Genomic DNA, 25,855 nt, shown 5'->3' with positions numbered 1-25,855 from the left:
AGGCTTAGAACGTCAGATGACAGTAAGTCTCCGTATTTTCAGTTTTTTATATAGTGTTGACTACAGTTAAAGGGAAAGATGGCAATGGCAGAGGGGATTCGGATCAACAAATTTTTAAGTGAAGCAGGTGTATGTTCAAGGAGAGAAGCCGACCGGCAGGTAGAAAACGGCAATGTTACGATAGATGGAAAAATTGCTGTGATGGGTGATCGTATTTTTGATGGACAAAAAGTGTGTTTTATGGGAAAAGAAGTCACATTAGAAGAAGAAAAGATCCTGCTTGCAGTCCATAAACCGGCAGGAATCGTATGTACGGCAGAAAAGCGGGAGAAAAATAATATTGTGGATTTTATCCATTATCCGAAACGGATCTATCCGGTTGGAAGATTAGATAAGGATTCCACCGGTCTGATACTGATGACCAATCAGGGAGAACTTGTCAATAAGATCATGCGTGCCGGAAATATGCATGAAAAAGAATATATCGTCACCGTCAATAAGCCGGTCACAGATGCATTCCTGCGGGGAATGTCAGGGGGCGTGCCCCTTGTGGAACTTGGCGTTACGACAAGAAAATGTAAGGTAGAAAGATTAGGCAAACGGAAGTTTAAGATCATTCTGACACAGGGGTATAACAGACAGATACGCCGGATGTGTGAATATTTTGGCTATCGCGTGGAAGAATTGCAAAGAGTGAGGATTATGAATATCCATCTTGGAGATTTAGCACCGGGAACTTATCGGAAACTGACCACGAAAGAATATACGGAATTGATGCACATGCTTGCACATTCAAAAAGCGTTCCGGTAATGCCGAAAAAGGAGTAACAGAATGGAAATAAAAGACAAAATAGAAGATTTAAGAAAGCAGATTGAATACCACAGCAACCGGTATTATAATGAGGACAATCCGGAAATATCAGATTATGAATTTGATATGATGATGCAGGAATTGAAAAAATTAGAGCAGGAATATCCAGAGTATGCATCTGTTAATTCCCCGACAAAAAAAGTAGGTGGATCGGCAAAAAGAGAAGCCGGTGTTTTAGTACGGCATAATGTACCAATGTTAAGCCTGCAGGATGTTTTTTCAAAAGAAGATGTGATCCGTTTTGTCGAAGAAATGAAAGAGCAGCTAGACGATCCGGAGTTTGTCGTAGAATATAAGATTGATGGGCTTTCCATGTCACTTCGTTATGAAAATGGAGAGTTAAAATTAGCAGAAACCAGAGGAGATGGCATTAACTTTGGGGAAGATGTGACAGAAAATGCGAAAGTGATAAAAGATGTCAAAAAGAAATTAAAAGATACACCTGAATATTTAGAGATCCGCGGAGAAGTTTATATGAAAAATGCGGATTTTGATGCAGTCAATGCAAAACAGGAACTATTAGGTAAAAAAACATTTGCAAATCCGAGAAACTGTGCAGCAGGAACGCTTCGCCAGTTAGATACTGCGGTCACAAAAGAACGGAAACTTTCCATGTTCATATTTAATATCCAGCAGACAAGAGGCATTACGTTTGAAACACATACACAGGGATATGAATATTTGAAAAAGCAGGGAATCCCTGTGATCGACGATTATAAGGTATGTAAAACGGCTGATGAAGTGTGGGATGCGATCGAAGCGATCGGAGAAAACAGAGGAAAGTTAGCTTATGACATTGATGGGGCAGTTGTCAAGATCAACCGTTATCAGGACAGGGAGATCTTAGGTGCAACATCAAAAGTGCCGCGATGGGCAGTTGCCTATAAGTATCCGCCGGAGGAAAAAGAAACGGTTTTAAAAGAAATCGAATTGTCTGTAGGACGTACCGGCAGAATCACACCGACAGCAGTATTTGAACCAGTGCGTTTGTGCGGAACATCCGTTTCAAGGGCAACACTTCATAATCAGGATTTTATAGACGATTTAGATATTGGAATTGGCGATACCATCGTCGTATACAAGTCCGGTGAGATCATTCCAAAGATCAAAGAAGTGCGGAAAGAAAAAAGACCATCTGACTGGGTGAAATTTCAGATTCCAGATGTCTGTCCGGTCTGCGGAGAGAAAACCGTCAGAGATCGTGATACGGCAGATATCAAATGTACCAACGCAAATTGTCCGGCACAGTTAGAGCGGCACATCATCAATTTTGTGGGCAGAGATGCCATGGATATCAAGGGATTTGGAACAGTATATATTGAAGAATTAGTCAGAAAGGGGTATATTAGTAGTGTTGCCGATATTTATGATCTAAAAGACCATCGGAAAACACTGATTGAAGAAGGCATCATCGGAAAAGAAAAAAATACAGATAAATTATTAGATGCGATTGAAAAATCAAAAGAAAATGATGCATACAAACTTCTGACCGGATTTGGAATCCCAAATGTTGGAAAAGCAGCAGCAAGAACGATCATGAAAAAAATGCAGAATATTGATACACTGATGCAGGCGAGCATGGAAGAATTACAGGAAGTAGATGATATCGGAGAAGTTTCCGCAGACTGTATCAGACGTTTTTTTGCAGATGAAAAGAACAGACAGCAGGTCGAGAGATTAAAACAGGCAGGTTTAAATATGGAATGTAAGGAGAGTGCCGGAGAAGATCAGCGTTTTGCGGGACTTACATTCGTCATTACAGGTACTCTGCCGAATATGGATCGAAAAGAGGCGGCAGCCATGATAGAGAACTTCGGTGGAAAAGTCACTGGTTCCGTATCGAAAAAGACAAATTACCTGCTAGCGGGCGAAAATGCCGGAAGTAAACTGACAAAAGCACAGACATTAGGCATTTCCGTAATCTCAGAAGATGAACTGTTACAGATGATACAGGAAAAATAAGAGTAGATGGTAATTTACCAGTCAACGACAGATTAAAATAGAAAGAAGGCGTTCATATGCCAATTCGTACACAGAGCGATTTACCGGCAAAAGAAATATTAGAAAAAGAGAATATATTTGTCATGGATGAAAACAGGGCGATGCATCAGGATATCCGACCGATCAGTATTGCAATCTTAAACCTGATGCCATTAAAGGAAGATACAGAATTGCAGCTCCTCCGTTCCCTGTCAAATACACCATTGCAGGTGGATATTACATTTTTGACGGTTACAAGCCATGAATCCAAAAATACATCTATGAGCCATCTGAATAAATTCTACCAGACATTTGATGACATCAAAGAAAAGCGGTTTGACGGACTGATCATTACCGGTGCTCCGGTAGAAAAAATGGAATTTGAAGAAGTTGATTACTGGGAAGAAGTCTGCACGATCATGGACTGGAGTAAAACACATGTAACGTCAACGATGCATTTGTGCTGGGGCGCGCAGGCTGGTTTATATTATCATTATGGAATCAAAAAACATATTCTGGACCACAAAGTATTTGGCATTTTTGACCATCGTGTGATGAACCGGAAAGTGCCATTGGTACGTGGATTTGATGATCATTTCATGGCACCACATTCAAGAAATACAGAGAACCGTACCGAAGATATCCGTGCGATCAAAGAGCTGACGATCCTTGCGGAATCAGAAGAAGCAGGTGTTTTTCTTGCCATTGCAGATGAGGGAAGAAAGATTTTTCTCATGGGACACCCAGAATACGATCGCATGACATTAGATAAAGAGTATAAGAGGGATTTAGAAAAGGGGATTGAGATTTCCCTGCCGAAGAATTATTATCCAGATGATGATGCTTCACAAAAACCGAATCTTCAGTGGCGTTCGCATGGAAATGCGTTATATTCTAACTGGCTGAATTATTACGTTTACCAGACAACACCGTATGATTTTATTGATACAGCGGAGATTGTGGGGAAATAGGTAGCAGCATAAGAACTTTTGCATAATTAAAAAATCAGGGACAAGCAGAACTTAAGCTGTTTGTCCCTGAAATGATATATGATGAAACTTCATTGGTATTTATAAAAATTCTATTTGTAAGAACTCAAATCTCTGATCAAGATTTTTCGTGCAAATACAACAATTCATGTTATAATAAATCAAAACACTTGTAGCATACTCGTAAGATTGCTCAATCTAAATCAACACCACCTATACAACAAGAACGCATCACATAAGGAGAAGATAGATGAAACCAGAAGAATTACTACAGACATTGATGAAAATGCAGAAAGAAACCAAAGATGGAACATTAAACTGGCGCCTAGATGTGCAGACCACAGAGGGCAATGAGAAAAAGTATACAGTCGAAGAAGATGAAAAGACATGGATGGTAGACGAATGTTATGTATCCTATCATTGTACATACAGAGGAAAAGAATTCTGCCTGATCTCTTATGAAATGATAAAGACTAGCGGCAGGGAAATACATACGAGCAATTATCTGTTCCTGCCACCGCTTGGAGTACGGTTATTTTCCTTAGAAACACTTCTTCCGCATAGTATTGAAGCCGATGCAGTATTGGTATCACAAGTGCATATGCTTTGGGAACTGCTGATGGAACTTGTGAAAAAACAGAGTCCACAGGTAGAATTTCATATTACAGAAGCAAGTGTGAATGTAGAAGATATATAAAAAATAGCTGCAAAGCAGTGGGAAAGTACGATTTATCGTACGGTTTTGCTAATATATGAGAGAAGTTTGGAATAGTTGCAAAGATAGCTATAAGAGGATAGGGGGCATCAGATGTCACAACCGATACAGCTTAATACTGTGGAAAAAGAAGCTATTTACCGGATGCGGGAATTATTTGCATTACAGAAGGAAGTTTCCATAGCCACAGAAGTAAGTGAAGAACAGGAATTTATCACAACATTGGCGGAACAGGCATTATATCCTGAAAAGCCACAGCTGTGTTTTCAGAAAGTCGAAGAAAATTTAGAAGAACAGGCTGCATTTCGACAGGACGATACAGAACGTTTTCATCTGGCAAAAAAGCTGCATAACAGACCATGTGTCCGCAGGCTGATCACCTGTGGCGGTGTAGATGATGGAAAATCTACATTGATCGGCAGGCTTCTTTATGACACCATGGGCAAGCAGGAGCAGGAGAGCATTGCAAAAAATCAGGTATATCTTAGAAAAGATGGTTCTATCGACTATGCATTGTTAGCAGGGATGACGGAAGAAGAAGCAAAACAGGGCATTACCGTACAGGTTTCCTACAGTACATTTGAAGGAAAATCCTGTAGTTTTTTAATGGCAGATGTTCCGGGTCATGAAGAATATACCAGAAATATGGCTTATGCTGCCTTAGATTCTGATACAGCGATCATTATGATCGCCGCTAATAAGGGAATCGTGCCACAGACAAGAAGACATACGAAGATCTGTTATTTTATGGGTATACGAAATATGATATTCGCTGTCAATAAAATGGATATGACAGGATATGACAGAAACGTTTTTGATATGATCTTAAAAGAGATCCGGCAGATGATGCAGGAATATCCGGGCTGTCACATTCAGATAGTTCCGGTAGCAGCTAAAAGTGGCGTAAATATCATTCAGGCTGCATCAGAGATGCCTTGGCATCAAAACGGAAGTCTGTTGGAATTATTAGAACAGATGCCACAGTCAAAAAAAGATGACAGGTTCTATTTCCTGACACAACGTATCTGTAAATCCAGTCAGATCAAAGGTGCTGTGATCAAAAAAAGAGTGATACAGGGTGAAATGGTATCAGGAACATTGCAGACCGGAGATGAGATTTTTGTTTATCCTACGAATCAGTGTGCGAAAGTGACAAAGCTTTATCTGCTAGATAAAGATACAGAAATGGTAAATGGAAAAAATCCATTAGGGATCGAATTAGACCGGGAGTTAGATATTGCAAGAGGTTCTGTACTGACAAAAACAGATATTTTAAGTTCTACAGACTGTATTGAGGCAGATATCTTATGGACTTCTGATAACCGGCTGACGCAGGGCAAGCGGTATTTAGCAAAAATCGGTACGGATATCGTCAATGCGGCAGTTACAAAGATTCATTATCAGGTTGATGTCAATACAGGAGATCACCGGTATGCAGAATATTTAACAAAGAATGCACTTGCACGCTGTGAACTCTGTTTTTCCAAACAGGTATATCTGACAGCGGAAAAAGAGAACCGTACCCTTGGAACATTAAAACTTTTTGAGCGGGAAACCGGTTTGCTCGCCGCTTATGGAAATATCATTCAGACAATTTCCGGGGAAGTATGGAAGGAAAATTGCAAGGAAGTAACTGCAGCAGAACGAGAGATGGCACTCGGGCAGAAAGCAGGTCTTATTCTCTTTTTGCATGATGAAGAAAACTATGCGAATTGTGTAGAACGGTATCTGCTTGGCATGGGATTTCATACCATGCAGCTTATGGCAGAGGGAACAGATGAAAAAGAGAGAATTTATATCAGAAAGTTCTTAGATGCCGGAATGATCCTGTTATTAAGAACAACACCGGAAGGAATCGGTATGGCAGAAAACTTGATCGGCGAACAGGACAGAATCTTTTCTTTTGCAGGTTCATGCATGGAAAAGGAAGAATTTTCAAATTCTTTAAAACAGATTAAACAATGGGCATCTTCATTATTATAAAAGAGTGTGTGCTTGCTTTTTCTATATAGATTCGAGTGTCAAAAGGTGGCTTCAAGTTTTTTGATTGGCAGATTGCACAAAGCCGAGTCTATTTTGTTCCGTTGTACGAAAATAAGAAAATCTAAGTCTGCCTGAATTAGGTCGCAACAAAGTGACGTGTACGTCTTAAACGCCCCGTCCATGGGGCATTAAGACTTTTGCTGCCGTCCATGGCAGCAAAACACTATATATTAACAGGCAGACTAAGATTTACTAATTTTCTCCCAAAGTCACAAAACAGTCTCGGCTTTGTGCAATCTGCCAGCTACTAAGTTGTGAGCCATCTTTTGACTCTCAAATTCTATACAAAAAAAGAATGCAGCCGCTTGCTGCATTCTTAAGGGGAGAGTTTATGAAAAAGTTTTGTTTGTATCAAATGAAGTAATGAGTGGGGGAACTTCATTTGATGAGATTAGTATATCCATAAATTGTGTTCATTTGGTGTCCTAAAAATGAAGGGTTTATGAAGAAATTATAAAAATAAATGTTAGAAATTATGAAGGAGTGAATTTATGAGCAAAATTTGGAAAACCATACCTGTTTTTTTCTGTGTAATGCTGTTTTTGTGTACTTCAATACCGGTACAAGCCGCAGGATTACAGGTACAGTGGTACAACGGCGAAACTGAAACAGATATTTCTGTAGAAAAAGGTCAGAAATTCTATTTGGGAGATTTTATCAGTATTATAGGAAAAAATACTTCGAAAACAGCAGCATTGTCAAAAGCTTCTTACCGATCGGGCAGTTCTAAGACGGCATCGATCAATGGAAAAGGCTATTTAAATGCGAAAAAAGTGGGAAAGACGGATATTACTGTCACCTGTATGGGAACGAGATTAGTCTGCCATCTGACTGTTGAGAAAAAAGGAACATTTGACAGTAGTGCTGCAGTGAAGAATCTGCAGGCAGCAGGTAAGAAATTTCCTAAAAATTTTCCAAAGAAATTAAATGCATCTAAGGCATTCGCCCTAAAAAAGAAAATCGATGCATTTCTTGTGGAATACCAGTCGTATTCTGCAAAAAAACTGGCATATGACGGTTTTTTATATGAAAAAGAGCGTCCAGCACCGGATAATAACGATTATAAACGATGTGAAAAACTTGCAGCACCATTAGCAGGACGGTATTTAAGTGCAGAAGCGTTAGTGAGGCAGTTTATCTTAGACAATGATCCGACGTCCATCCAGTCGAAAAAGACGATGAAGATCGCATCAGCCGCAGCAAGCAGCAAGACAGGAAAGATTACGATAAAGCTGTCAAAGAGTTTAAATGCAGATCAGATCTGTGCCGCACAGCTTGCCTTTCCGGAAGAAAATGGTACAATCAACAGTAGGTCAAAAGCGAATATCCGTGTATCTGTATATGATGAAACGACAGAGAAGTATTATACTGCCTTGATTACGCTCAAAAAAGGCAGCAGACAGTATACAACGAATTTATCAGTATATACATATGGAAAATATGAAAATGTAGATATCGTAAAAGGACATACTTACCTGATCGGTTCAAAACTCATATGGGCAGGTGGAACAAGGATTAAGGCAAAATAAAAGTACAAAGGAGAACGGACGAATGATAAATCCGGCAAAATTATTTCAGATCAAAAATATGTGGGATCGATTTACCAAGAATCACCCGAAATTTCCAAAGTTTTTACAGGCAGCAGCACAGGCTTCTATCGGAGAAGGCACAGTGCTTGAAGTAAAGATCATAAAACCAGATGGAGATTCGATCGCATCGAATATCAAACTGACAGCAGATGATATGGAACTGTTAAACGAGATCACCAATATGGCAAGAGAAAATTAACAGTATTTCTTGCGAATCTAAGATAAGGGTGCTAAAATGACTAAAGTACTACAATAAAAATACAGGAGGAATGAACATGAGAGAGAACATGAAAAAGCGTCTGGCAGTATTTTTATCAATTTTATTTATTCTGCCGACAATCATGTCAGTACTGCCGATGACATCACAGGAAGTGCAGGCGGGAGTTACATATATGGGATGGAACATGACATCCTATAATTACTCGGGATCAAGCAGAGTGATCGCAGTAGAAGCAGGACAGCAGTTTAATATTGGTGATTTTGTCATGGTCTATGGAGGCAGTTCAAGTACGATCGCATCCATGGTAAAGACATCTTATAAGTCAAATAAAACATCCGTTGCAACAGTAGATTCTAAAGGTGTTGTGAAAGCAAAAAAGACAGGTAAAGCAACCATTACGATCAAATATAAGGGACAGAAATTAAGCTGTATCGTTAATGTTGAAAAGGCAGGAAGCTTTGGAGAAAAAGATATTATTGCATCAGCACAGAATGAAGTAAATGCACTTGTTAAGAATCTGCCATCAAAAGTGACCGGCAAGAATGGATTTTCACTTCTGAAAAAGAAAGCTGATTATTATAAAAAAATGACAGATTATACTGATGATTATGCAGCTAAGATTTCTTATGACGGATTCTTAAAAGAGAATTATTCTACAACAAGCAAACTCGCTGTTCCAGATGCATCAAAATATTATCGTATACAGGCATTATTAACTACTTTTGCTGAGAAAAATAGTCCGACATCTACCCGTTCAGCAAAAGTTTTAAAAGTGAAATCCCTGTCAGGAAAGACAAGCGGCATTACGATGAAACTGAACAAGGCAGTTACAAGTGACCAGATTTTGGCATCTAATATTGAAAGTTCCTATTATAATCAGGATACTCTTAGCCAGAATACATCAAAATCTTATATTACAGTATATGATAAGACGGCAGGTAATAAATGGTATTCTGGAATGGTAACCTTGAAAAAGGGCAGCAGATCAGCAACGCTGGTATTGACAAAGTATAAGTTTTCCGGTGGAGCAGGTAAATATGTAAAAGTAAAACTGAAAAAAGGACACACCTATCAGATCGGCTCATCTGTATACTGGACAAAAGGAAAAACAGTAAAAGTAAAATAAGATTACATGAGATTTATGAGTGAGCAGTCCCCCTTTTGCGTAGCAAAACTTTGTATGGGACTGCTCCTTTTGTTTGCAGGAGGAAAGAATCCATGAAGAAAAATACACAGAAAAAAGCAGCCTATATGTGGGATCTTATGATTCCCCTTCTGCTTATGATCTGCATATTGCCATTACTGGTACACCTTGCCGTATACCGCTGTGGATACAGCCAGTATGACTGGTATGCAGCAGATGATCTTCTGCCAGATTTCTATTGCTATTATAAAAGCTATTTTATAGATATTGTAGCAGCATTTGCCTTGATCATACTGGCATTCCGTATGGGACTGTATAAAGAGGATACAAAGCAGATCCGGTGGTTTTATCCATTGTTTGTCTATGTTCTTTTTGTTATGTTATCTACCATATTTTCCATGAATCAGACAGCTTCTGTTCATGGCAATTTTGAATCTTTTGAAAGCGTATTTGTGCTTATCGGATATGTTGTACTTGCATTTTATGCCTATCAGATGATGGAACATGAAAAGGATTATCAGATCATTTTATACGGAGTTATGGGAATCAGCGGCGTGTTTGGGATCGTTGGATTATTTCAGGTATTTCATTGTGATCTGATGCAGTTTGCATGGGTACAGAAACTTCTGATGTCAGCAGAAGAATATGAAACGTATGGCGGTATGATCGAGGATACATTTTCTGGAAATAATGTCTATTTGTCTTTATATAACCCGAATTATGCAGGAATCGTATTATGTATGCTGTTTGCTGTTTTATTTGTTATGGCATTGACAGAAACACAGAAAAAAAGAAAGATCTGCTATACAGTCATTGCCGGACTTATGATGTTTTTGATCTGGTATACCTATTCGAGAGCATCTTTACTTGCACTGATCGTTGTGATCGTGCTTGCAGGAGCATTTTTAAAACCGATCAGAAAGAAGAAAAAATTATGGCTTCTTCCACTTTTACTGTTTGCAGCCGGAGCTTTTTTCATTGTCATAGATGTGGCAGGCGGCAGTAAATATCTGTCCCGTATGATTGATACGAACGACAGGGAACCGTTAAGCAGTATGACAACAGAAAAGAATGGGATTTTCCTTTGTTATGATGGGACAGATTATCGTATCTGGGCAGAAAATGAACAGCTTTATTGTAGAAATCTGACGACAGAAGATGAACTGTATGCAGATATGGGAGAAGAATTATCACTCCCAATGGAAGACGATGCAAAGGCAGTTTACATACAAGAGGAACAGCCGGAGATCTTATTATATTTAGCAGAAACAACATTGACATTTATCCGGAAAGACGGTACTTATTACTATAAAAATTTTGCCGGAAAGATCAGCAGCATGTCTGATGTCAAAGCGGCAGATCTGCATGGACTGGAATACTTAGGCTCTGCCCGCGGTTATATCTGGTCTAGGACGATTCCACTGTTAAAAAGCCACCTGTTGATCGGCAGCGGGCCGGATACGTTTGCAGAACTGTTTCCACAGGAAGATTATGCCGGAAAAATCGTATATGCAGACAGTCCGGACGTTGTGATCGAAAAAGCACATAATGATTATCTGACGAAATGGGTGCAGACAGGCGGGATTTCTGTTTTGTGTATTCTGATCTTTTATGTGATCCTTCTTAGAATGGGAAAGAAAAAATTCTATTTAGCAGATATGGATTCCATGCAGATGCGGCTTGGACTAGGCTGTTATCTTGCCTGTATCAGTTATATGCTTGCAAATCTGTTCAACGATTCTACAGTGCAGACATCACCGTTATTCTGGGTTTTTGCAGGGATTGTATTAAGCGCGGCAGGCTAGGAATTGATAACGGTCAGTCTGCAAACAAGAGGAAAAGGAGAAAAATCATGTTGATCAGAACAGCATCCATAGAGGATATTGAAAAAATAGCAGCAGTAGAAGCAGCCTGTTTTCCGGCAGCAGAAGCCGCCACGAAAGAGCAGTTTGCAAAAAGAGTAGAATATTATGGCAATCATTTTTTACTGATGTTTGACGGAGAACAGTTAGTTTCTTTTGTCGATGGATTTGTGACCGATGAAGCCGACCTTACCGATGCGATGTATGAAGAAGCAGAACGGCATAATGAAAAAGGTGCATGGCAGATGATCTTTGGAGTGAACACTCTTCCAGAATACCGCAGGCGGGGACTGGCAGGAGCACTTTTACAACAGATGATACAGGAGGCAGAAGAACAAAAACGTAAAGGGCTTGTGCTTACCTGTAAAGATGCCCTGGTGCCTTATTATGCGAAGTTTGGATTTGTAAATGAAGGCGTTTCCACGCAGTCTACACATGGAAATGTTGTCTGGAATCAGATGCGTTTGACCTTTTAAATGCAGGGAGTTCAGATAATGCAATAACTTTTGGTTATAAAAAATATGAAAAACTATAATAACAAACTATATTGAAATATCAAAACGAATATTATATTATGGTACTAGAATCAAAAACCATGTCAAAAAATAGAAAAAGGAAGGAAGTTATAGATATGAATTACCATGTGGGAGTCATTTCGGGTGACGGAATTGGACCAGAAGTAGTAGCAGAGGCACAAAAAGTATTAGATGCCATCGGAGCGAAATTTGGTCATACATTTACATATGATGCAATTTTAATGGGAGGATGCTCGATCGATGCAACAGGCGTACCGCTGACAGACGAGGCGATCGCACAGGCAAAAGCATCTGATGCAGTTTTAATGGGATCGATCGGAGGCAATACAGCGACATCTCCATGGTATAAGTTGGCACCGCACCTTAGACCGGAGGCAGGACTTTTAAAATTGAGAAAAGCATTGAATCTGTTTGCAAATTTAAGACCTGCATATCTGTATGAAGAATTAAAAGAAGCCTGCCCGCTTCGTGATGACATTATCGGGGACGGTTTTGATATGATGATCATGCGTGAATTAACAGGCGGTCTTTACTTTGGAGCACGTAAGACAGAAGAAGTAAACGGTGTGATGACAGCCGTAGATACACTGACTTATACAGAAGATGAGATCAGAAGAATTGCAAAACGTGGATTTGATATTGCAATGAAACGCCGTAAGAAAGTAACCAGTGTCGACAAGGCAAATGTTTTAGATTCTTCAAGACTCTGGAGAAAAGTCGTAGAAGAAGTGGCAAAAGATTATCCCAAAGTCACTTATGAACATATGTTAGTAGACAATTGTGCCATGCAGTTAGTCAAAGATCCAAAACAGTTTGATGTGATCTTAACAGAGAATATGTTCGGAGATATTTTATCTGACGAAGCAAGTATGGTAACAGGTTCGATCGGAATGTTATCATCTGCAAGTTTAAATGATACGAAATTTGGTCTTTATGAGCCGAGCGGCGGTTCTGCACCGGATATTGCAGGAAAAGGCATTGCAAATCCGATTGCAACGATCTTAAGTGCAGCGATGATGCTCCGCTATTCCTTTGATCTTGACAAAGAGGCAGATGCTGTAGAAGCAGCCGTAAAACAGGTGTTGAAAGACGGTTACCGTACGATCGATATCATGCCGCAGGAAGAAGATAAAAAAGCATCTGTGACACAGGTGGGAACAAAACAGATGGGAGATCTGATCTGTGAACGTATCTAAGGAGATACAGCAGGAACATTCAAAATACAGACAGAAAGGAATATAGAACATGAGTATGCAGATTATAGCAGCGATCGCTGTTTTAGTAATAGGAGTCAGTGCATTAGTAATTTCACGTAGAAATAATAAAGATGATAAATAATGGAGGAATCGCCTTATGAGAAGTGATAACGTAAAAACAGGTATGCAGCAGGCACCACACAGAAGTCTGTTCAATGCATTAGGATTTACAGAAGAAGAAATGAAAAAACCAATGGTAGGTATCGTAAGTTCCTATAACGAGATTGTTCCGGGACATATGAACTTAGATAAGATCGTCAACGCTGTAAAATTAGGCGTTGCAGAAGCAGGCGGTGTGCCGGTAGTATTTCCGGCGATCGCAGTCTGTGATGGAATCGCAATGGGACATGTCGGCATGAAATATTCCCTTGTTACAAGAGATCTGATCGCAGATTCTACAGAATGTATGGCAATGGCACATCAGTTTGATGCATTAGTTATGGTGCCAAACTGTGATAAAAATGTGCCGGGACTTTTAATGGCAGCAGCAAGGATCAATGTACCGACTGTTTTTGTATCCGGTGGTCCGATGCTCGCAGGTAAGATCAATGGCTGCAAGAGAAGTTTATCTTCCATGTTTGAAGCTGTTGGTTCCTATGCAGCAGGTACAATGACAGAAGATGAAGTAAAAGAATACGAAGAAAAAGTATGTCCGACCTGCGGTTCCTGTTCCGGTATGTATACGGCAAATTCTATGAACTGTCTGACAGAGGCACTTGGTATGGGACTTGGCGGAAATGGTACGATTCCGGCAGTATATTCAGACAGGATCCGTCTTGCAAAACATGCAGGTATGGCAGTTATGGATATGTATAATAAGAATATCCGTCCAAGAGATATTATGACAAAAGAAGCGATCATCAACGCATTGACCGTAGATATGGCATTAGGCTGTTCCACAAACAGTATGCTCCATCTTCCGGCGATCGCACATGAAGTAGGCTTTGATTTTGACATCAAATATGCAAATCCGATCAGTGAAAAAACACCAAACCTCTGCCATTTAGCACCGGCTGGTCCTACTTATATGGAAGACTTAAACGAAGCCGGCGGTGTCTATGCAGTTATGAAAGAATTAGCAGATGCAGGTCTTTTGAATACAGACTGTATGACAGTAACCGGAAAAACAGTTGGTGAAAATATTAAGAATGCAGTCAATAAGAATCCGGAAGTAATCCGTCCATTAGATAACCCATATACAAAGACAGGTGGACTTGCTGTATTAAGCGGTAATTTAGCACCGGACGGAAGTGTTGTAAAACGTTCCGCAGTCGTACCGGAAATGCTTGTCCATGAAGGTCCTGCAAGAGTATTTGAATGTGAAGAAGATGCAATCGCTGCGATCAAAGGCGGCAAGATCGTTGCTGGCGATGTTGTAGTGATCCGTTATGAAGGACCAAAAGGCGGTCCGGGTATGCGTGAAATGTTAAATCCGACTTCTGCGATCGCAGGTATGGGATTAGGTTCCTCTGTAGCATTGATCACAGACGGACGTTTCTCAGGTGCAAGCCGTGGAGCATCGATCGGTCATGTTTCACCGGAAGCTGCTGTCGGAGGTCCGATCGCATTAGTAGAAGAAGGAGATATCATCAAGATCAATATTCCGGAAATGACATTGAATGTAGATATATCCGATGAAGAAATGGCAGCAAGAAAAGCAAAATGGCAGCCAAAACAGACAGAAGTTACAGGATATTTAAAGAGATATCGTGAAATGGTAACATCAGGAAACCGTGGTGCTATCTTAGAAACAAAATAGTTATGATCCACAGGAACAGTTGTGGACGATAACGTAAAGTAAGGACGAAAGAGAGGAATTTTCATGCAGTTGACAGGTGCAGAGATCATCATTGAATGTTTAAAGGAGCAGGGCGTAGATACTGTATTTGGTTATCCGGGCGGGGCAATTTTAAATGTATATGATGAGCTGTATAAGCATAAAGATGAAATTAGACATATCTTAACTTCACATGAGCAGGGAGCATCCCATGCAGCAGACGGATATGCAAGAAGTACAGGAAAAGTCGGTGTCTGCATGGCAACAAGCGGACCGGGAGCAACGAATCTTGTAACCGGGATCGCAACAGCCTATATGGATTCTGTTCCGATGGTAGCAATTACCTGTAACGTTGGTGTGCCGCTGTTAGGAAAAGACAGTTTTCAGGAAATTGATATTGCCGGTATCACAACACCGATCACAAAACATAATTTCATTGTAAAAGATATAGAAAAACTAGCACAGACGATCCGCAGGGCATTTAAGATCGCCACAAAAGGAAGACCGGGTCCTGTATTAGTTGATATTCCAAAAGATGTTACCGCACAGAAATGCAGATACACGCCAGAAAAACCAGAGAGGATCGGACGTTTCACAGACCAGATCACAGAAGAAGATCTTGATATGGCAGTACATATGATCGAAAAATCCAAACGTCCATATGTATTTGTAGGCGGTGGAGCTGTTATCTCCGAAGCAAGTGAGGAATTACGTGAATTTGTAGAGAAGATCCAGACACCGGTTTGTGATACGTTGATGGGAAAAGGTGCATTTGACGGTACAGATGAGAAATACACAGGTATGTTAGGTATGCATGGGACAAAAACATCAAACTATGGTGTCAGTGAGTGTGACCTCTTAGTTGCGATCGGTGTAAGATTCTCTGACCGTGTAACCGGAAATGCAAGCAAGTTTGCGCATCATGCAAAGATTTTACAGATTGATATCGATCCAGCAGAAATCAACAAGAACATTATGGTAGATGCAAGTATCATCGGAGATGTCAAAGAGGTTTTGTCCCGCTTAAACAGCCGGATCAAACCGATGGAACATACAGAATGGTTAGCGCATATCAAAGAATATGCAGAGAAATATCCATTGACTTATCCAAAAGAAGGACTGAGTGGTCCATATCTGATCGATACGATTTACCAGAAGACAAAAGGCGAAGCAGTGATCGTTACCGAAGTCGGACAGCATCAGATGTGGGCAGCACAGTTTTATAAATATTCCAAACCACATACACTGATCACATCCGGTGGTCTTGGTACGATGGGATATGGTTTAGGAGCAGCGATCGGAGCACAGATCGGAAATCCAGACAAACAAGTGATCAATATTGCCGGTGACGGATGTTTCCGTATGAACATGAATGAGATTGCAACAGCAGTCCGCCAGAAACTCCCAATGATCGAGATTATTGTCAATAACCACGTACTTGGTATGGTAAGACAGTGGCAGAATCTTTTTTATGGAGAAAGATATTCGGCAACCATTTTAGATGATGGCATGGACTATGTGAAATTAGCAGAAGCCATGGGTGCAACAGGATATCGGGCAACCACAAGAGAGGAGTTTGAAACTGCGATTACAGCGGCATTAGAAGCTAAGATGCCGGTCGTTATCGACTGCGTGATCGACAAGGACGATAAAGTGTGGCCGATGGTAGCACCGGGGGCTGCGATCAGCGAAGCATTCACCGAAGAAGACTTAGAAGTAAAAAAATAATAAAAAAAAAGAATTGACAGTTGTGTCGAAAAAGATTACATTAGTGAATAAATATACAAGAAGCAGTATTCAATAATTAATTTGAGGAGGATATGTGAAAATGAGCAGAGTTTACAATTTTTCTGCAGGACCAGCCGTTCTGCCGGAAGAAGTACTAAAAGAAGCAGCAGATGAGATGTTAGATTACAAGGGAAGTGGTATGTCTGTTATGGAAATGAGCCACCGCTCTAAAGTATATGACAATATCATCAAAGAAGCAGAAGCAGATTTAAGGGAACTGATGAACATTCCGGATAATTATAAAGTGTTATTTTTACAGGGTGGAGCATCACAGCAGTTTGCAATGATCCCGATGAATCTGATGAAGAACAAAAAAGCTGCCTATATTATTACCGGACAGTGGGCAAAGAAAGCATGGAAAGAAGCACAGATCTATGGAGATGCAGTTGCAGTAGCATCTTCCGAAGATAAGACTTTCTCTTATATTCCGGACTGCTCAGATTTAGACATTCCAGAAGATGCAGACTATGTATATATTTGTGAAAACAATACGATTTACGGTACAAAATATAAAAAGTTACCAAATACAAAGGGACATACATTAGTAGCTGACGTATCCTCCTGCTTTTTATCTGAACCGGTTGATGTGACCAAATATGGTGTGATCTACGGTGGTGTTCAGAAGAATATCGGACCGGCAGGTGTTGTTATCGTGATCATCCGTGAGGATCTGATCACAGAAGATACCTTACCGGGAACACCTACCATGTTAAAATATAAGATCCATGCAGATGCAGATTCTTTATACAATACACCACCTGCATATGGTATCTATATCTGTGGAAAAGTATTCAAATGGTTAAAGAAAATGGGCGGACTTTCTGTTATGAAAGAACGTAATGAGGAAAAAGCAAAAATCTTATACGATTTCTTAGATCAGAGCAAACTCTTTAAGGGAACTGTTGTTAAAGAGGATCGTTCTTTAATGAACGTACCATTTGTAACAGGTAACGAAGAATTAGATGCTAAATTCGTAAAAGAAGCAAAAGAAGCAGGCTTTGAAAACTTAAAAGGACATCGTACCGTTGGTGGTATGAGAGCTTCTATCTACAATGCTATGCCAAAGGAAGGTGTAGAGAAATTAGTAGAATTTATGCGTGAATTTGAAAAAAACAACGCATGATCTGACAGAAATAATCGTAAAAAAGGTTTTATAAAAGGAGTAGAGGATATGTTTCAGTATACCTGTTTAAATCCGATCGCCAATGTCGGTCTGGATCTGTTATCAGATGATTACAAAAAAGTAGAAGATTTAAAAGATGCACAGGCGGTTTTAGTCCGTAGTGCATCCATGCATGATTTAGATTTACCGGATAGCTTAGAAGCAGTTGCAAGAGCCGGAGCCGGTGTCAATAATATTCCATTAGATAAATGTGCAGATAAGGGAATCGTTGTATTCAATACACCAGGCGCAAATGCAAATGGTGTAAAAGAAATGGTTCTTGCAGGTTTATTACTTGCTTCCCGTGATATCGTAGGCGGTATCGAATGGATCAAAGAGTCCAAAGATGAAGCAGACATTGCAAAATTAGCAGAGAAACAGAAGAAAAATTATGCAGGCTGTGAGATCTCCGGTAAGAAATTAGGCGTGATCGGACTTGGTGCGATTGGTGTGCTGGTTGCAAATGCAGCCACACATTTAGGCATGGAAGTGTATGGATATGACCCATATATTTCTGTAAATGCAGCATGGAATTTATCACGTAATGTAAAACACATCAGCAATGTAGAGGAAATCTATAAAGAGTGTGATTATATCACCGTACATGTTCCATTATTAGATTCTACAAAAGGCATGATCGATAAAAATGCGATCGATATGATGAAAGACGGAGTTGTGATCTTAAACTTTGCAAGAGATCTTTTGGTAGATGAAGCAGCAGTCGTAGCAGCATTAGCTGATAAAAAAGTAAAGAGATATGTAACAGATTTCCCGAATCCTACAACAGCAGGAAAAGAGGGTGTGATCTTAACACCACATCTTGGAGCGTCTACAGAAGAATCCGAAGACAACTGTGCAATGATGGCAGTCAGAGAGATCAGGGATTACTTAGAGAATGGTAATATCGTACATTCTGTAAACTATCCTGACTGCAGCATGGGTGGCTGTGATAAAGCAGGACGTGTAGCTGTTTTACATAAAAACAGCAAAGGTATGATTGCACAGTATACTTCTGTATTAGGAGATGCAGACATCAATATCGAGGATATGATGAACAAATCCAAAGGAGATTATGCATATACATTATTAGATGTGGATACTCCGGTTACAAAAGAAGTAGCTGCAAAATTAGAAGCTATTGAAGGTGTATTAAAAGTACGTGTTGTAAAATAATAAAGGAGAACAAGAATGGCAACGATCAGACCATTTCTGTGTATCCGTCCATCAGAAGGTAAAGCGGCAAAGATTGCTGCTTTACCTTATGACGTTTATAACAGAAAAGAAGCAAAAGAAGTAGTAGCAAAAAATCCTGATTCTTTTTTAAAGATCGACCGTGCAGAAACACAGTTTGATGATTCTGTCGATACATATGATCCATGTGTATACAAAAAGGCACATGATATTCTCTGGAAAATGGTCGAAGATGGTGACTTTATTCAGGAAGATAAACCATGTTATTATATTTATGAACTGACCATGGATGGAAGGGTGCAGACAGGTATTGTGGCATGTGCATCCATTGATGATTATGTTTCAGAAGTGATCAAAAAGCATGAGAATACAAGGGCAGAGAAAGAAGCAGACCGTATCCATCACGTAGATACCTGTAATGCACAGACAGGACCGATCTTTTTGGCATATCGTGCAAATGATATCATAAGACAGGTTGTAAAGGATACAAAGGAGGGAACACCGCTGTATGATTTTATATCAGATGATGGAATCCGTCACAGAGTATTCAGGATCGATGCAGCAGAAGATATTACGAAGATACAGAATGCATTTGCAAAGATACAGGAGATTTATATTGCAGATGGACATCACAGGGCAGCATCTGCCGTGAAAGTAGGACTGATGCGGAGAGAGCAGAATCCATCTTATACAGGAGAGGAAGAATTTAATTATTTCCTGTCCGTACTTTTTCCGGATGAAGAACTGATGATCATGGATTATAATCGTGTGGTAAAAGATCTAGGTGCTTATAACGAAGATACATTTCTTGAAAAAGTAAAAGAGATTTTTTCCGTAGAAGAACTTTCAGGTGCGAAAAAGCCGGAAGAAAAGGGAAAGATCACGATGTATCTTGCAGATAAATGGTATGAACTTACGATAAAAGCACAAGATAGAAGTGAAGATCCGGTAGAAGGTTTAGATGTGTCTTTATTACAGAATCTGCTGTTAGACCCGGTGCTTGGCATCAAAGATCCAAAGACGGATGCAAGGATCGATTTTGTGGGTGGCATCCGAGGCATCCATGAGTTAGAACGACGGGTAGCAGAGGATTGTCAAGTGGCATTTGCGATGTATCCGACTTCAATACAGGAATTATTTGCTGTAGCAGATGCAAACCGCCTGATGCCGCCGAAATCTACTTGGTTTGAACCAAAACTCCGGAGCGGATTATTTATACATGAACTGTAATTATTCCATACAAACCGTACAGCTATCTTGTACGGTTTCGTTTGTGTTATACGAAAGATAATGTTAATATGTATACTATACAACAACAGGCTTGGAGGTTATCAATGGGAATACAGGATATTACGGATGTTACCACAGAGGCAGTTACATTAGAAGATGTTAGCGCAGCAGCAGAAAAGATAAAAGATACGAATCCTAGCATGATTCGTCAGTGGCTTGAGAGCCTTTTACCCGGAATCTTAGGATTTGCATTAGAAATTTTATTAGCAGCCGTTATTTACTTTATCGGTACAAAAGTGATCAAACTTGCAAGAAAAATCTTAAAACGCTGGTTAGAAAAATCAGATGCAGATCTAGGAGCAAGACAGTTCTTAGATGCGCTGCTGAAATACATTTTGTATTTTATACTGATCGTACTGATCTTGACACTGTTTGGTATTACGACAGCATCTGTTGTGGCGGTGGTAGGTTCTGCCGGACTGACAGTCGGTCTTGCATTGCAGGGCAGTTTGTCTAATTTTGCAGGAGGAGTGCTGATCTTATTATTAAAGCCGTTTAAAGTAGGCGATTATATCAAAGAAGATACACATGGCAATGAGGGAACGGTTGCAGAAATTTCTATCTTCTATACAAAACTTTTAACGGTCGATCAGAGAACCATTGTGATCCCGAATGGTACATTGGCAAACAGCAGTTTGACGAATGTTACCCATAGTGATAAACGCCAGCTTGCTTTACAGGTAGGCATTGCATACGAAGCAGATCTGCGTCTTGCAAAAGAAGTGCTCTATAATGTAGCAGATAGTGATACAGCAGGTTTAAAAGATGAGGAAATCAAGGTATTCGTGTCAGAATTAGGTGCCAGTGAAGTGACATTAGGACTTCGTATCTGGGTAAAGACAGAAGATTACTGGGAGGCAAAATGGAGGCTGACCGAGAATATCAAACTTGCATTTGATGAGCATAAGATTGAGATCCCTTATCAGAAGATTGATATACAGATGCAGAAATAGCAAAGACACAAGGGAGAGTTAAAATGAGAGGACAAAGGATAAAAAGTGCTTTAGCTGTTGGAAGCATCTGCCTGTTTGCAGCAGGATGTGGGCAGAGTACAGATCAGGCTGTGCTGATAAATGATGCGGCAGAGAGCACCGAACCTGTCACTGGTGAAACAGATACCAGCCAGACTGACACAGAAACGGTATTACAGGAAACAGAAACGGCAATGCGTGGAAATAAGATCAGCGAACAGTCATTTGATGTAGAATTAGCACCATTGGGCAAGGTGTCATTCAGTTCCTATGCACCGGCAGAAAAACAGGGAGATGTTATTTTTACGATCGAACAGCAGGGAACGGAAATTGCTGAATTAGAAGGCATGGAGTCAGACAACCGACGGAAAAATGATCAGTTTTATGCAGTCGAGGCAGTTTCTTTTCCGGATTATGATGGAGATGGAGCAGCTGATATCATTACCATTTGCAGTTATCAGCCGGAAAATGATGATAAATTTTTGGAGGCACGTATTTACAAAGGAAATGCATCTGGACAATTTACATTAGAAAAAGAACTTTCTAAGGAAACCAATGCGGCATTGACAGAAATGACCGTAGATTCCGTCAAGCAGTTTATCGGTGCAGTGGATACTGCAAATAGCGGCAGCAGTAGTAAGTCCATGGAAGGCTGGCAGCAGGCATATATCGATCATATCAGGACGCATACAGCCGATGAGGGACAGGAATATGATTTGATCTATTTAGATGCAGATGATGTACCGGAAGTTGTTGAGATCGGGAACTGTGAGGCAGCCGGATGCCGGATCCTCAATTTTTATAATGGCAGGATTCAGGAAACACAGTTAGGCAGATTATATTTTACTTATATTGAAAAAGAAAATCTTCTATGTAATTCAGAAGGATTGATGGGTTATTATTATGATAATGTTTACAGTATCAAAGATGGTGTGCTGACACTGATCGGTAATGGTGAATACTGGTTTGCATCGGAAATGGGAGATGCACTAGATGAAAATGGAGAACCATTATATGAATACAGCTGGAATGGAACAAAAGTATCAAAAGAAGAATATGAACAGGATCTTAGGGCAATTTATGATACCGATAAAGCCAAAGAGGGATACCAGTGGGATGAAGCTTATTCCACTGAAAAAATCATAGAAGTATTAGAAGGAATGAAATAAGATTGACAGAAAGGAAAAAAGAGGTGTTATTAAAAAGGATGGAGCAGAAGAAAAAAATAAAGTCATGGAGTAAAAGGATTTTTACATGTATGATGGCAGGATGTATTGGTATTTTAGGAATGCCGGGCATATCCGCACAGGCAGCAGCCTTTGTGCCGAAAAATCCACTGCATGTTTGTATAGGAGAAGATACGACAGATTATGATACAATCACATTTGGAATGTATCCGCAGACACAGATCACAGGAACAGAACTGACCGATGCGATCATCAATGCTGATTATGACAGTACAACCGGCGATGCCGTTGTGGATGGAGTGACATATCGTAGAATGAGCAGGGACGATGCGACAAGTGTAATCAATTATCCGTCAGGGGAAGGATACAGATATTTTAAATGGGAACCGGTCAAATGGAAGGTGTTAGAAGTCAGTGATGATGATATTTTTGTTATGGCAGAACAGACACTTGACTGTCAGAAATATGATAGCAGCAAATACAGTTCAGTAACATGGGAAACTTCTACATTGCGGAAATGGTTGAATGAAAAGTTTATCGGGCAGGCGTTTTCAGCGGAAGAACAGAAGCTTATCAAACAGACAAACGTAACCAATCCAAGAAACTCTGTATATAGCATCGATGGTGGTAAAAATACAACAGACCAGATCTATATTTTATCAGAGGAAGAAGTACAAAATACGAAATATGGTTTTTGCCAGATCACCAATGAATTTTCACAGACAAGAAATCCGGCTGCCAGCGATTACAGTTATTCCAAAGGAACACATTATAGTGAATTTGCAGCCGATTCGAGAGAGAAGGGCAGCTACTGGTGGCTGCGTACACCGGGAAAATCATTAAGCCAGGCAGCAGGTATTATCAATGGTAAATTTGATCTGGAAGGTTCTGCTGTTGGTTGTGCAAATCTTGGTATTATACCTGTTATGCATTTGAAACAGTCAGCAGCATCACAGACATTCAAGGCACCGGTACATTATTGCAAGACAAATCACAATAGCATCTGGGATACGATATCTTTTGGAAATTATCCGGCTACACAGGTGGCAGATGTAACAGCAGAGATTACGGATGCAGTATATGATGAAAATGGCGATGCGGTTGTTGGTAATACAAAATACAGACGAGTGTTAGAATATGGTACAGAAAATACCTATACTTATTACAAATGGGAGCCAATTCAGTGGAAAGTACTTTCCTATGATGGAACAACGCTGTATCTGATGACACAGAATGCTATTGACTGTAAGGAATATGATTTAGGAGAAAATGACAGATGGGATGGCAGTTATCGGTGGTCTTCAAGCGTCATCCGTAAATGGTTGAATGAAACTTTCTATCAGCAGGCATTTGATGAAAAAGAAAAGGCAGATATCAAACAGACAGAGCTTATGAATGTATCTAATGATATAACAACTGATGCGGTATATCTTCCATTTTCTTCTGATATGTTAAATCCATCATATGGATTCTGTAAATATACGGATGCGTATGACCAAAGAGCGGTTTCTTTCACAGATTATGCAAAAAAACAGAGAATACAGAACTATAAGACAACAGAATTGCCAGAAGATGTCTGGCCGGACGAAGGAAATTTCTGGCTTCGTGGGATCAAGGGGAATTATGACAATACGGATGCTCTTATCACAAAGGCTGGAGCGGTAGATACAAAATATGGTGAGGAGACCGACATCGCACTAGGTGTTGTTCCTATGATCAGAATAAACTATATTGCTGATAGGGTTCCAGATCCTGATGAAGATAATGATAACAAAGACGATAATACAAAGGATGATAATACGAAGAATGATCCTGCCAAAGACAATGATATAAAAGATAATAATACAAAGGACAACCGTCAGGATAATAATAGTCAGAACAATCATGATTCAGGCAGTACTACCGGTAGTACAAATCAGCCATCTTCAGATCATACAGGCGTGGCGAAGACCTCTGTACAGAAATTAAAGATAGAACTTCCGTCGAAAAAGTTGGCAGTAGGAAAGAAGGTAAAATTAAAAGTCAAAGTAACACCTGCAAATGCCAGCGATCAGACAGTGAAATATGAAGTTAATAATAAAAAATATGCATCTATCAATAAAAAGGGAGAACTAGTATTAAAGAAAGCCGGAGCAGGTCATACCGTAAAACTGACAGCAACTGCACAGGATGGCAGCAATGTCAAAACAAGCTGTAAGATCTCCATTATGAAACATGCGGTAAAGAAAGTAAAATTATCCGCAGCTTCTAAGACAATCAAAGCCGGAAAGAGTATCCAGTTAAAAACAGAGATCGCAGTTACAGGAAAAAAAGTCAATAAGAAACTTAAATATATAAGTTCAAATACGAAGTATGCAACGGTGACGCAAACAGGTGTCGTAAAGGCAAAAAAAGCAGGAAAAGGAAAGTATGTTACGATTACCGCAGCCGCAACAGATGGCAGCAATAAGAAGGGAAAGCTCCGCTTAAAGATTAAATAAAAATACTTGCATCTTCACACATTCTATGGTATGATGCAATAGTTGTGTAAAGTATGCGATGGTCCTCTGCTACAAGATATGTATTAAGAACATCGGACAAATAGGAGGAAATAAAATGAACGCAAGTGAAATCATCAAAAACATTGAAGCAGAACAGTTAAAGGCTGAAGTACCGGAGTTCCACGTAGGAGATACTGTAAAAGTTTACGGTAAGATTAAAGAAGGAAACCGTGAAAGAATTCAGGTATTTGAAGGTGTTGTATTAAAGAAACAGGGTGGAAGCAACCGTGCAACATTTACCGTTCGTAAATTCTCAAACGGTGTTGGTGTTGAAAAGACATGGCCACTTCACTCTCCAAACGTAGAAAAAGTAGAGATTGTTCGTCTTGGTAAAGTAAGAAGAGCAAAATTGAACTACTTAAGAGAACGTTCAGGAAAAGCTGCTAAGGTTAAAGAATTAGTAAAATAATTGATGCTTATTACGAACGGGTGAAAGGATCTGCTGTGAGTTTCTCACAGCAGATTTTTTGCGTTTTTGAATAAGAAATTTTTTGGAAAAATTTCAAAAAATCCTTGACAGTGCCACGTTACTATGCTAAACTGACCGTAATTTCAAGAGAATAAGTAAAATCAATGATCAAAGAGAGTACTGTAGAAAGAGTCCTCACAGAGAGTTATCGGCTGGTGGAAGATAACAGGAAAGTTTTACAGGAATGGGTTTGTGAGATGCAAAGCGAATGATAGTAGCGGATGCCGTTTTCCTTACGTTACAAGGGTGAGATATCGAAGTAATTCCGTATCAAT

General features: G+C 39.8%; 20 protein-coding genes and 1 other annotated feature (1 of these 21 running past the window's edge). All 20 genes read left to right on the top strand.

Going from position 1 to position 25,855, the window contains the following annotated elements; all coding sequences use genetic code 11:
* Positions 1-84 precede the first annotated feature (84 nt).
* On the top strand, positions 85-828 hold the full coding sequence (gene rluF, locus H8S17_RS04065) for a 23S rRNA pseudouridine(2604) synthase RluF (RefSeq protein WP_186866345.1): 744 nt from the start codon (positions 85-87) through the stop codon (positions 826-828).
* 4 nt (positions 829-832) lie between these two features.
* On the top strand, positions 833-2,833 hold the full coding sequence (gene ligA, locus H8S17_RS04060) for an NAD-dependent DNA ligase LigA (RefSeq protein WP_186866344.1): 2,001 nt from the start codon (positions 833-835) through the stop codon (positions 2,831-2,833).
* A gap of 56 nt (positions 2,834-2,889) precedes the next feature.
* A complete protein-coding gene (gene metA / locus H8S17_RS04055; protein WP_186866343.1) occupies positions 2,890-3,822 on the top strand; it encodes a homoserine O-acetyltransferase MetA in 933 nt (310 codons plus the stop codon).
* Between the two features lie 268 nt (positions 3,823-4,090).
* Positions 4,091-4,537: a hypothetical protein gene (locus H8S17_RS04050; RefSeq protein WP_186866342.1), complete on the top strand. Its 447-nt coding sequence runs from the start codon at positions 4,091-4,093 to the stop codon at positions 4,535-4,537.
* Between the two features lie 111 nt (positions 4,538-4,648).
* Positions 4,649-6,538 carry a GTP-binding protein gene (locus tag H8S17_RS04045; RefSeq protein ID WP_186866341.1) on the top strand — a complete coding sequence of 630 codons (1,890 nt, stop codon included), beginning with the start codon at positions 4,649-4,651 and terminating at the stop codon, positions 6,536-6,538.
* Between the two features lie 551 nt (positions 6,539-7,089).
* Positions 7,090-8,127 (top strand): hypothetical protein, encoded by a 1,038-nt coding sequence (locus H8S17_RS04040; RefSeq protein WP_186866340.1) that lies wholly within the window; start codon positions 7,090-7,092, stop codon positions 8,125-8,127.
* Positions 8,128-8,149: 22 nt separating this feature from the next.
* Positions 8,150-8,386: a hypothetical protein gene (locus H8S17_RS04035; RefSeq protein WP_178050609.1), complete on the top strand. Its 237-nt coding sequence runs from the start codon at positions 8,150-8,152 to the stop codon at positions 8,384-8,386.
* 76 nt (positions 8,387-8,462) lie between these two features.
* On the top strand, positions 8,463-9,533 hold the full coding sequence (locus H8S17_RS04030; RefSeq protein WP_243237963.1) for an Ig-like domain-containing protein: 1,071 nt from the start codon (positions 8,463-8,465) through the stop codon (positions 9,531-9,533).
* Positions 9,534-9,625: 92 nt separating this feature from the next.
* Positions 9,626-11,356, top strand: a complete 1,731-nt coding sequence (locus H8S17_RS04025) for an O-antigen ligase family protein (RefSeq protein WP_186866339.1) — start codon at positions 9,626-9,628, stop codon at positions 11,354-11,356.
* A gap of 47 nt (positions 11,357-11,403) precedes the next feature.
* Entirely contained in the window at positions 11,404-11,889 is a 486-nt protein-coding gene (locus H8S17_RS04020; RefSeq protein WP_186866338.1) for a GNAT family N-acetyltransferase, read from the top strand.
* Between the two features lie 155 nt (positions 11,890-12,044).
* Entirely contained in the window at positions 12,045-13,145 is a 1,101-nt protein-coding gene (leuB, locus tag H8S17_RS04015; protein WP_186866337.1) for a 3-isopropylmalate dehydrogenase, read from the top strand.
* A 157-nt stretch (positions 13,146-13,302) separates the two neighbouring features.
* On the top strand, positions 13,303-14,964 hold the full coding sequence (gene ilvD / locus H8S17_RS04010) for a dihydroxy-acid dehydratase (RefSeq protein WP_186866336.1): 1,662 nt from the start codon (positions 13,303-13,305) through the stop codon (positions 14,962-14,964).
* A 63-nt stretch (positions 14,965-15,027) separates the two neighbouring features.
* Complete coding sequence (gene ilvB / locus H8S17_RS04005) at positions 15,028-16,710, top strand: biosynthetic-type acetolactate synthase large subunit (protein ID WP_186866335.1); 1,683 nt, start codon at positions 15,028-15,030, stop codon at positions 16,708-16,710.
* A 100-nt stretch (positions 16,711-16,810) separates the two neighbouring features.
* Complete coding sequence (gene serC / locus H8S17_RS04000) at positions 16,811-17,893, top strand: 3-phosphoserine/phosphohydroxythreonine transaminase (protein WP_178050377.1); 1,083 nt, start codon at positions 16,811-16,813, stop codon at positions 17,891-17,893.
* A 48-nt stretch (positions 17,894-17,941) separates the two neighbouring features.
* Positions 17,942-19,105, top strand: a complete 1,164-nt coding sequence (locus H8S17_RS03995) for a phosphoglycerate dehydrogenase (protein ID WP_178050376.1) — start codon at positions 17,942-17,944, stop codon at positions 19,103-19,105.
* Between the two features lie 15 nt (positions 19,106-19,120).
* Complete coding sequence (locus H8S17_RS03990; RefSeq protein ID WP_178050375.1) at positions 19,121-20,353, top strand: DUF1015 domain-containing protein; 1,233 nt, start codon at positions 19,121-19,123, stop codon at positions 20,351-20,353.
* A 104-nt stretch (positions 20,354-20,457) separates the two neighbouring features.
* Complete coding sequence (locus tag H8S17_RS03985; RefSeq protein WP_186866334.1) at positions 20,458-21,366, top strand: mechanosensitive ion channel family protein; 909 nt, start codon at positions 20,458-20,460, stop codon at positions 21,364-21,366.
* Positions 21,367-21,389: 23 nt separating this feature from the next.
* Positions 21,390-22,553, top strand: a complete 1,164-nt coding sequence (locus tag H8S17_RS03980; protein WP_186866333.1) for a hypothetical protein — start codon at positions 21,390-21,392, stop codon at positions 22,551-22,553.
* A gap of 2 nt (positions 22,554-22,555) precedes the next feature.
* Entirely contained in the window at positions 22,556-25,051 is a 2,496-nt protein-coding gene (locus H8S17_RS03975) for a DUF6273 domain-containing protein (protein ID WP_186866332.1), read from the top strand.
* Positions 25,052-25,166: 115 nt separating this feature from the next.
* Positions 25,167-25,520 (top strand): 50S ribosomal protein L19, encoded by a 354-nt coding sequence (gene rplS / locus H8S17_RS03970; RefSeq protein ID WP_178051552.1) that lies wholly within the window; start codon positions 25,167-25,169, stop codon positions 25,518-25,520.
* A 155-nt stretch (positions 25,521-25,675) separates the two neighbouring features.
* Positions 25,676-25,855, top strand: a binding site (T-box leader) (it continues 125 nt past the right edge of the window).

The sequence above is a fragment of the Roseburia zhanii genome (assembly GCF_014287635.1).
GTDB lineage: Bacteria > Bacillota > Clostridia > Lachnospirales > Lachnospiraceae > Roseburia_B > Roseburia_B zhanii.
The sequence above is the reverse complement of the archived record's forward strand: the minus strand, read 5'-3'. Positions and strand labels throughout refer to the sequence as shown.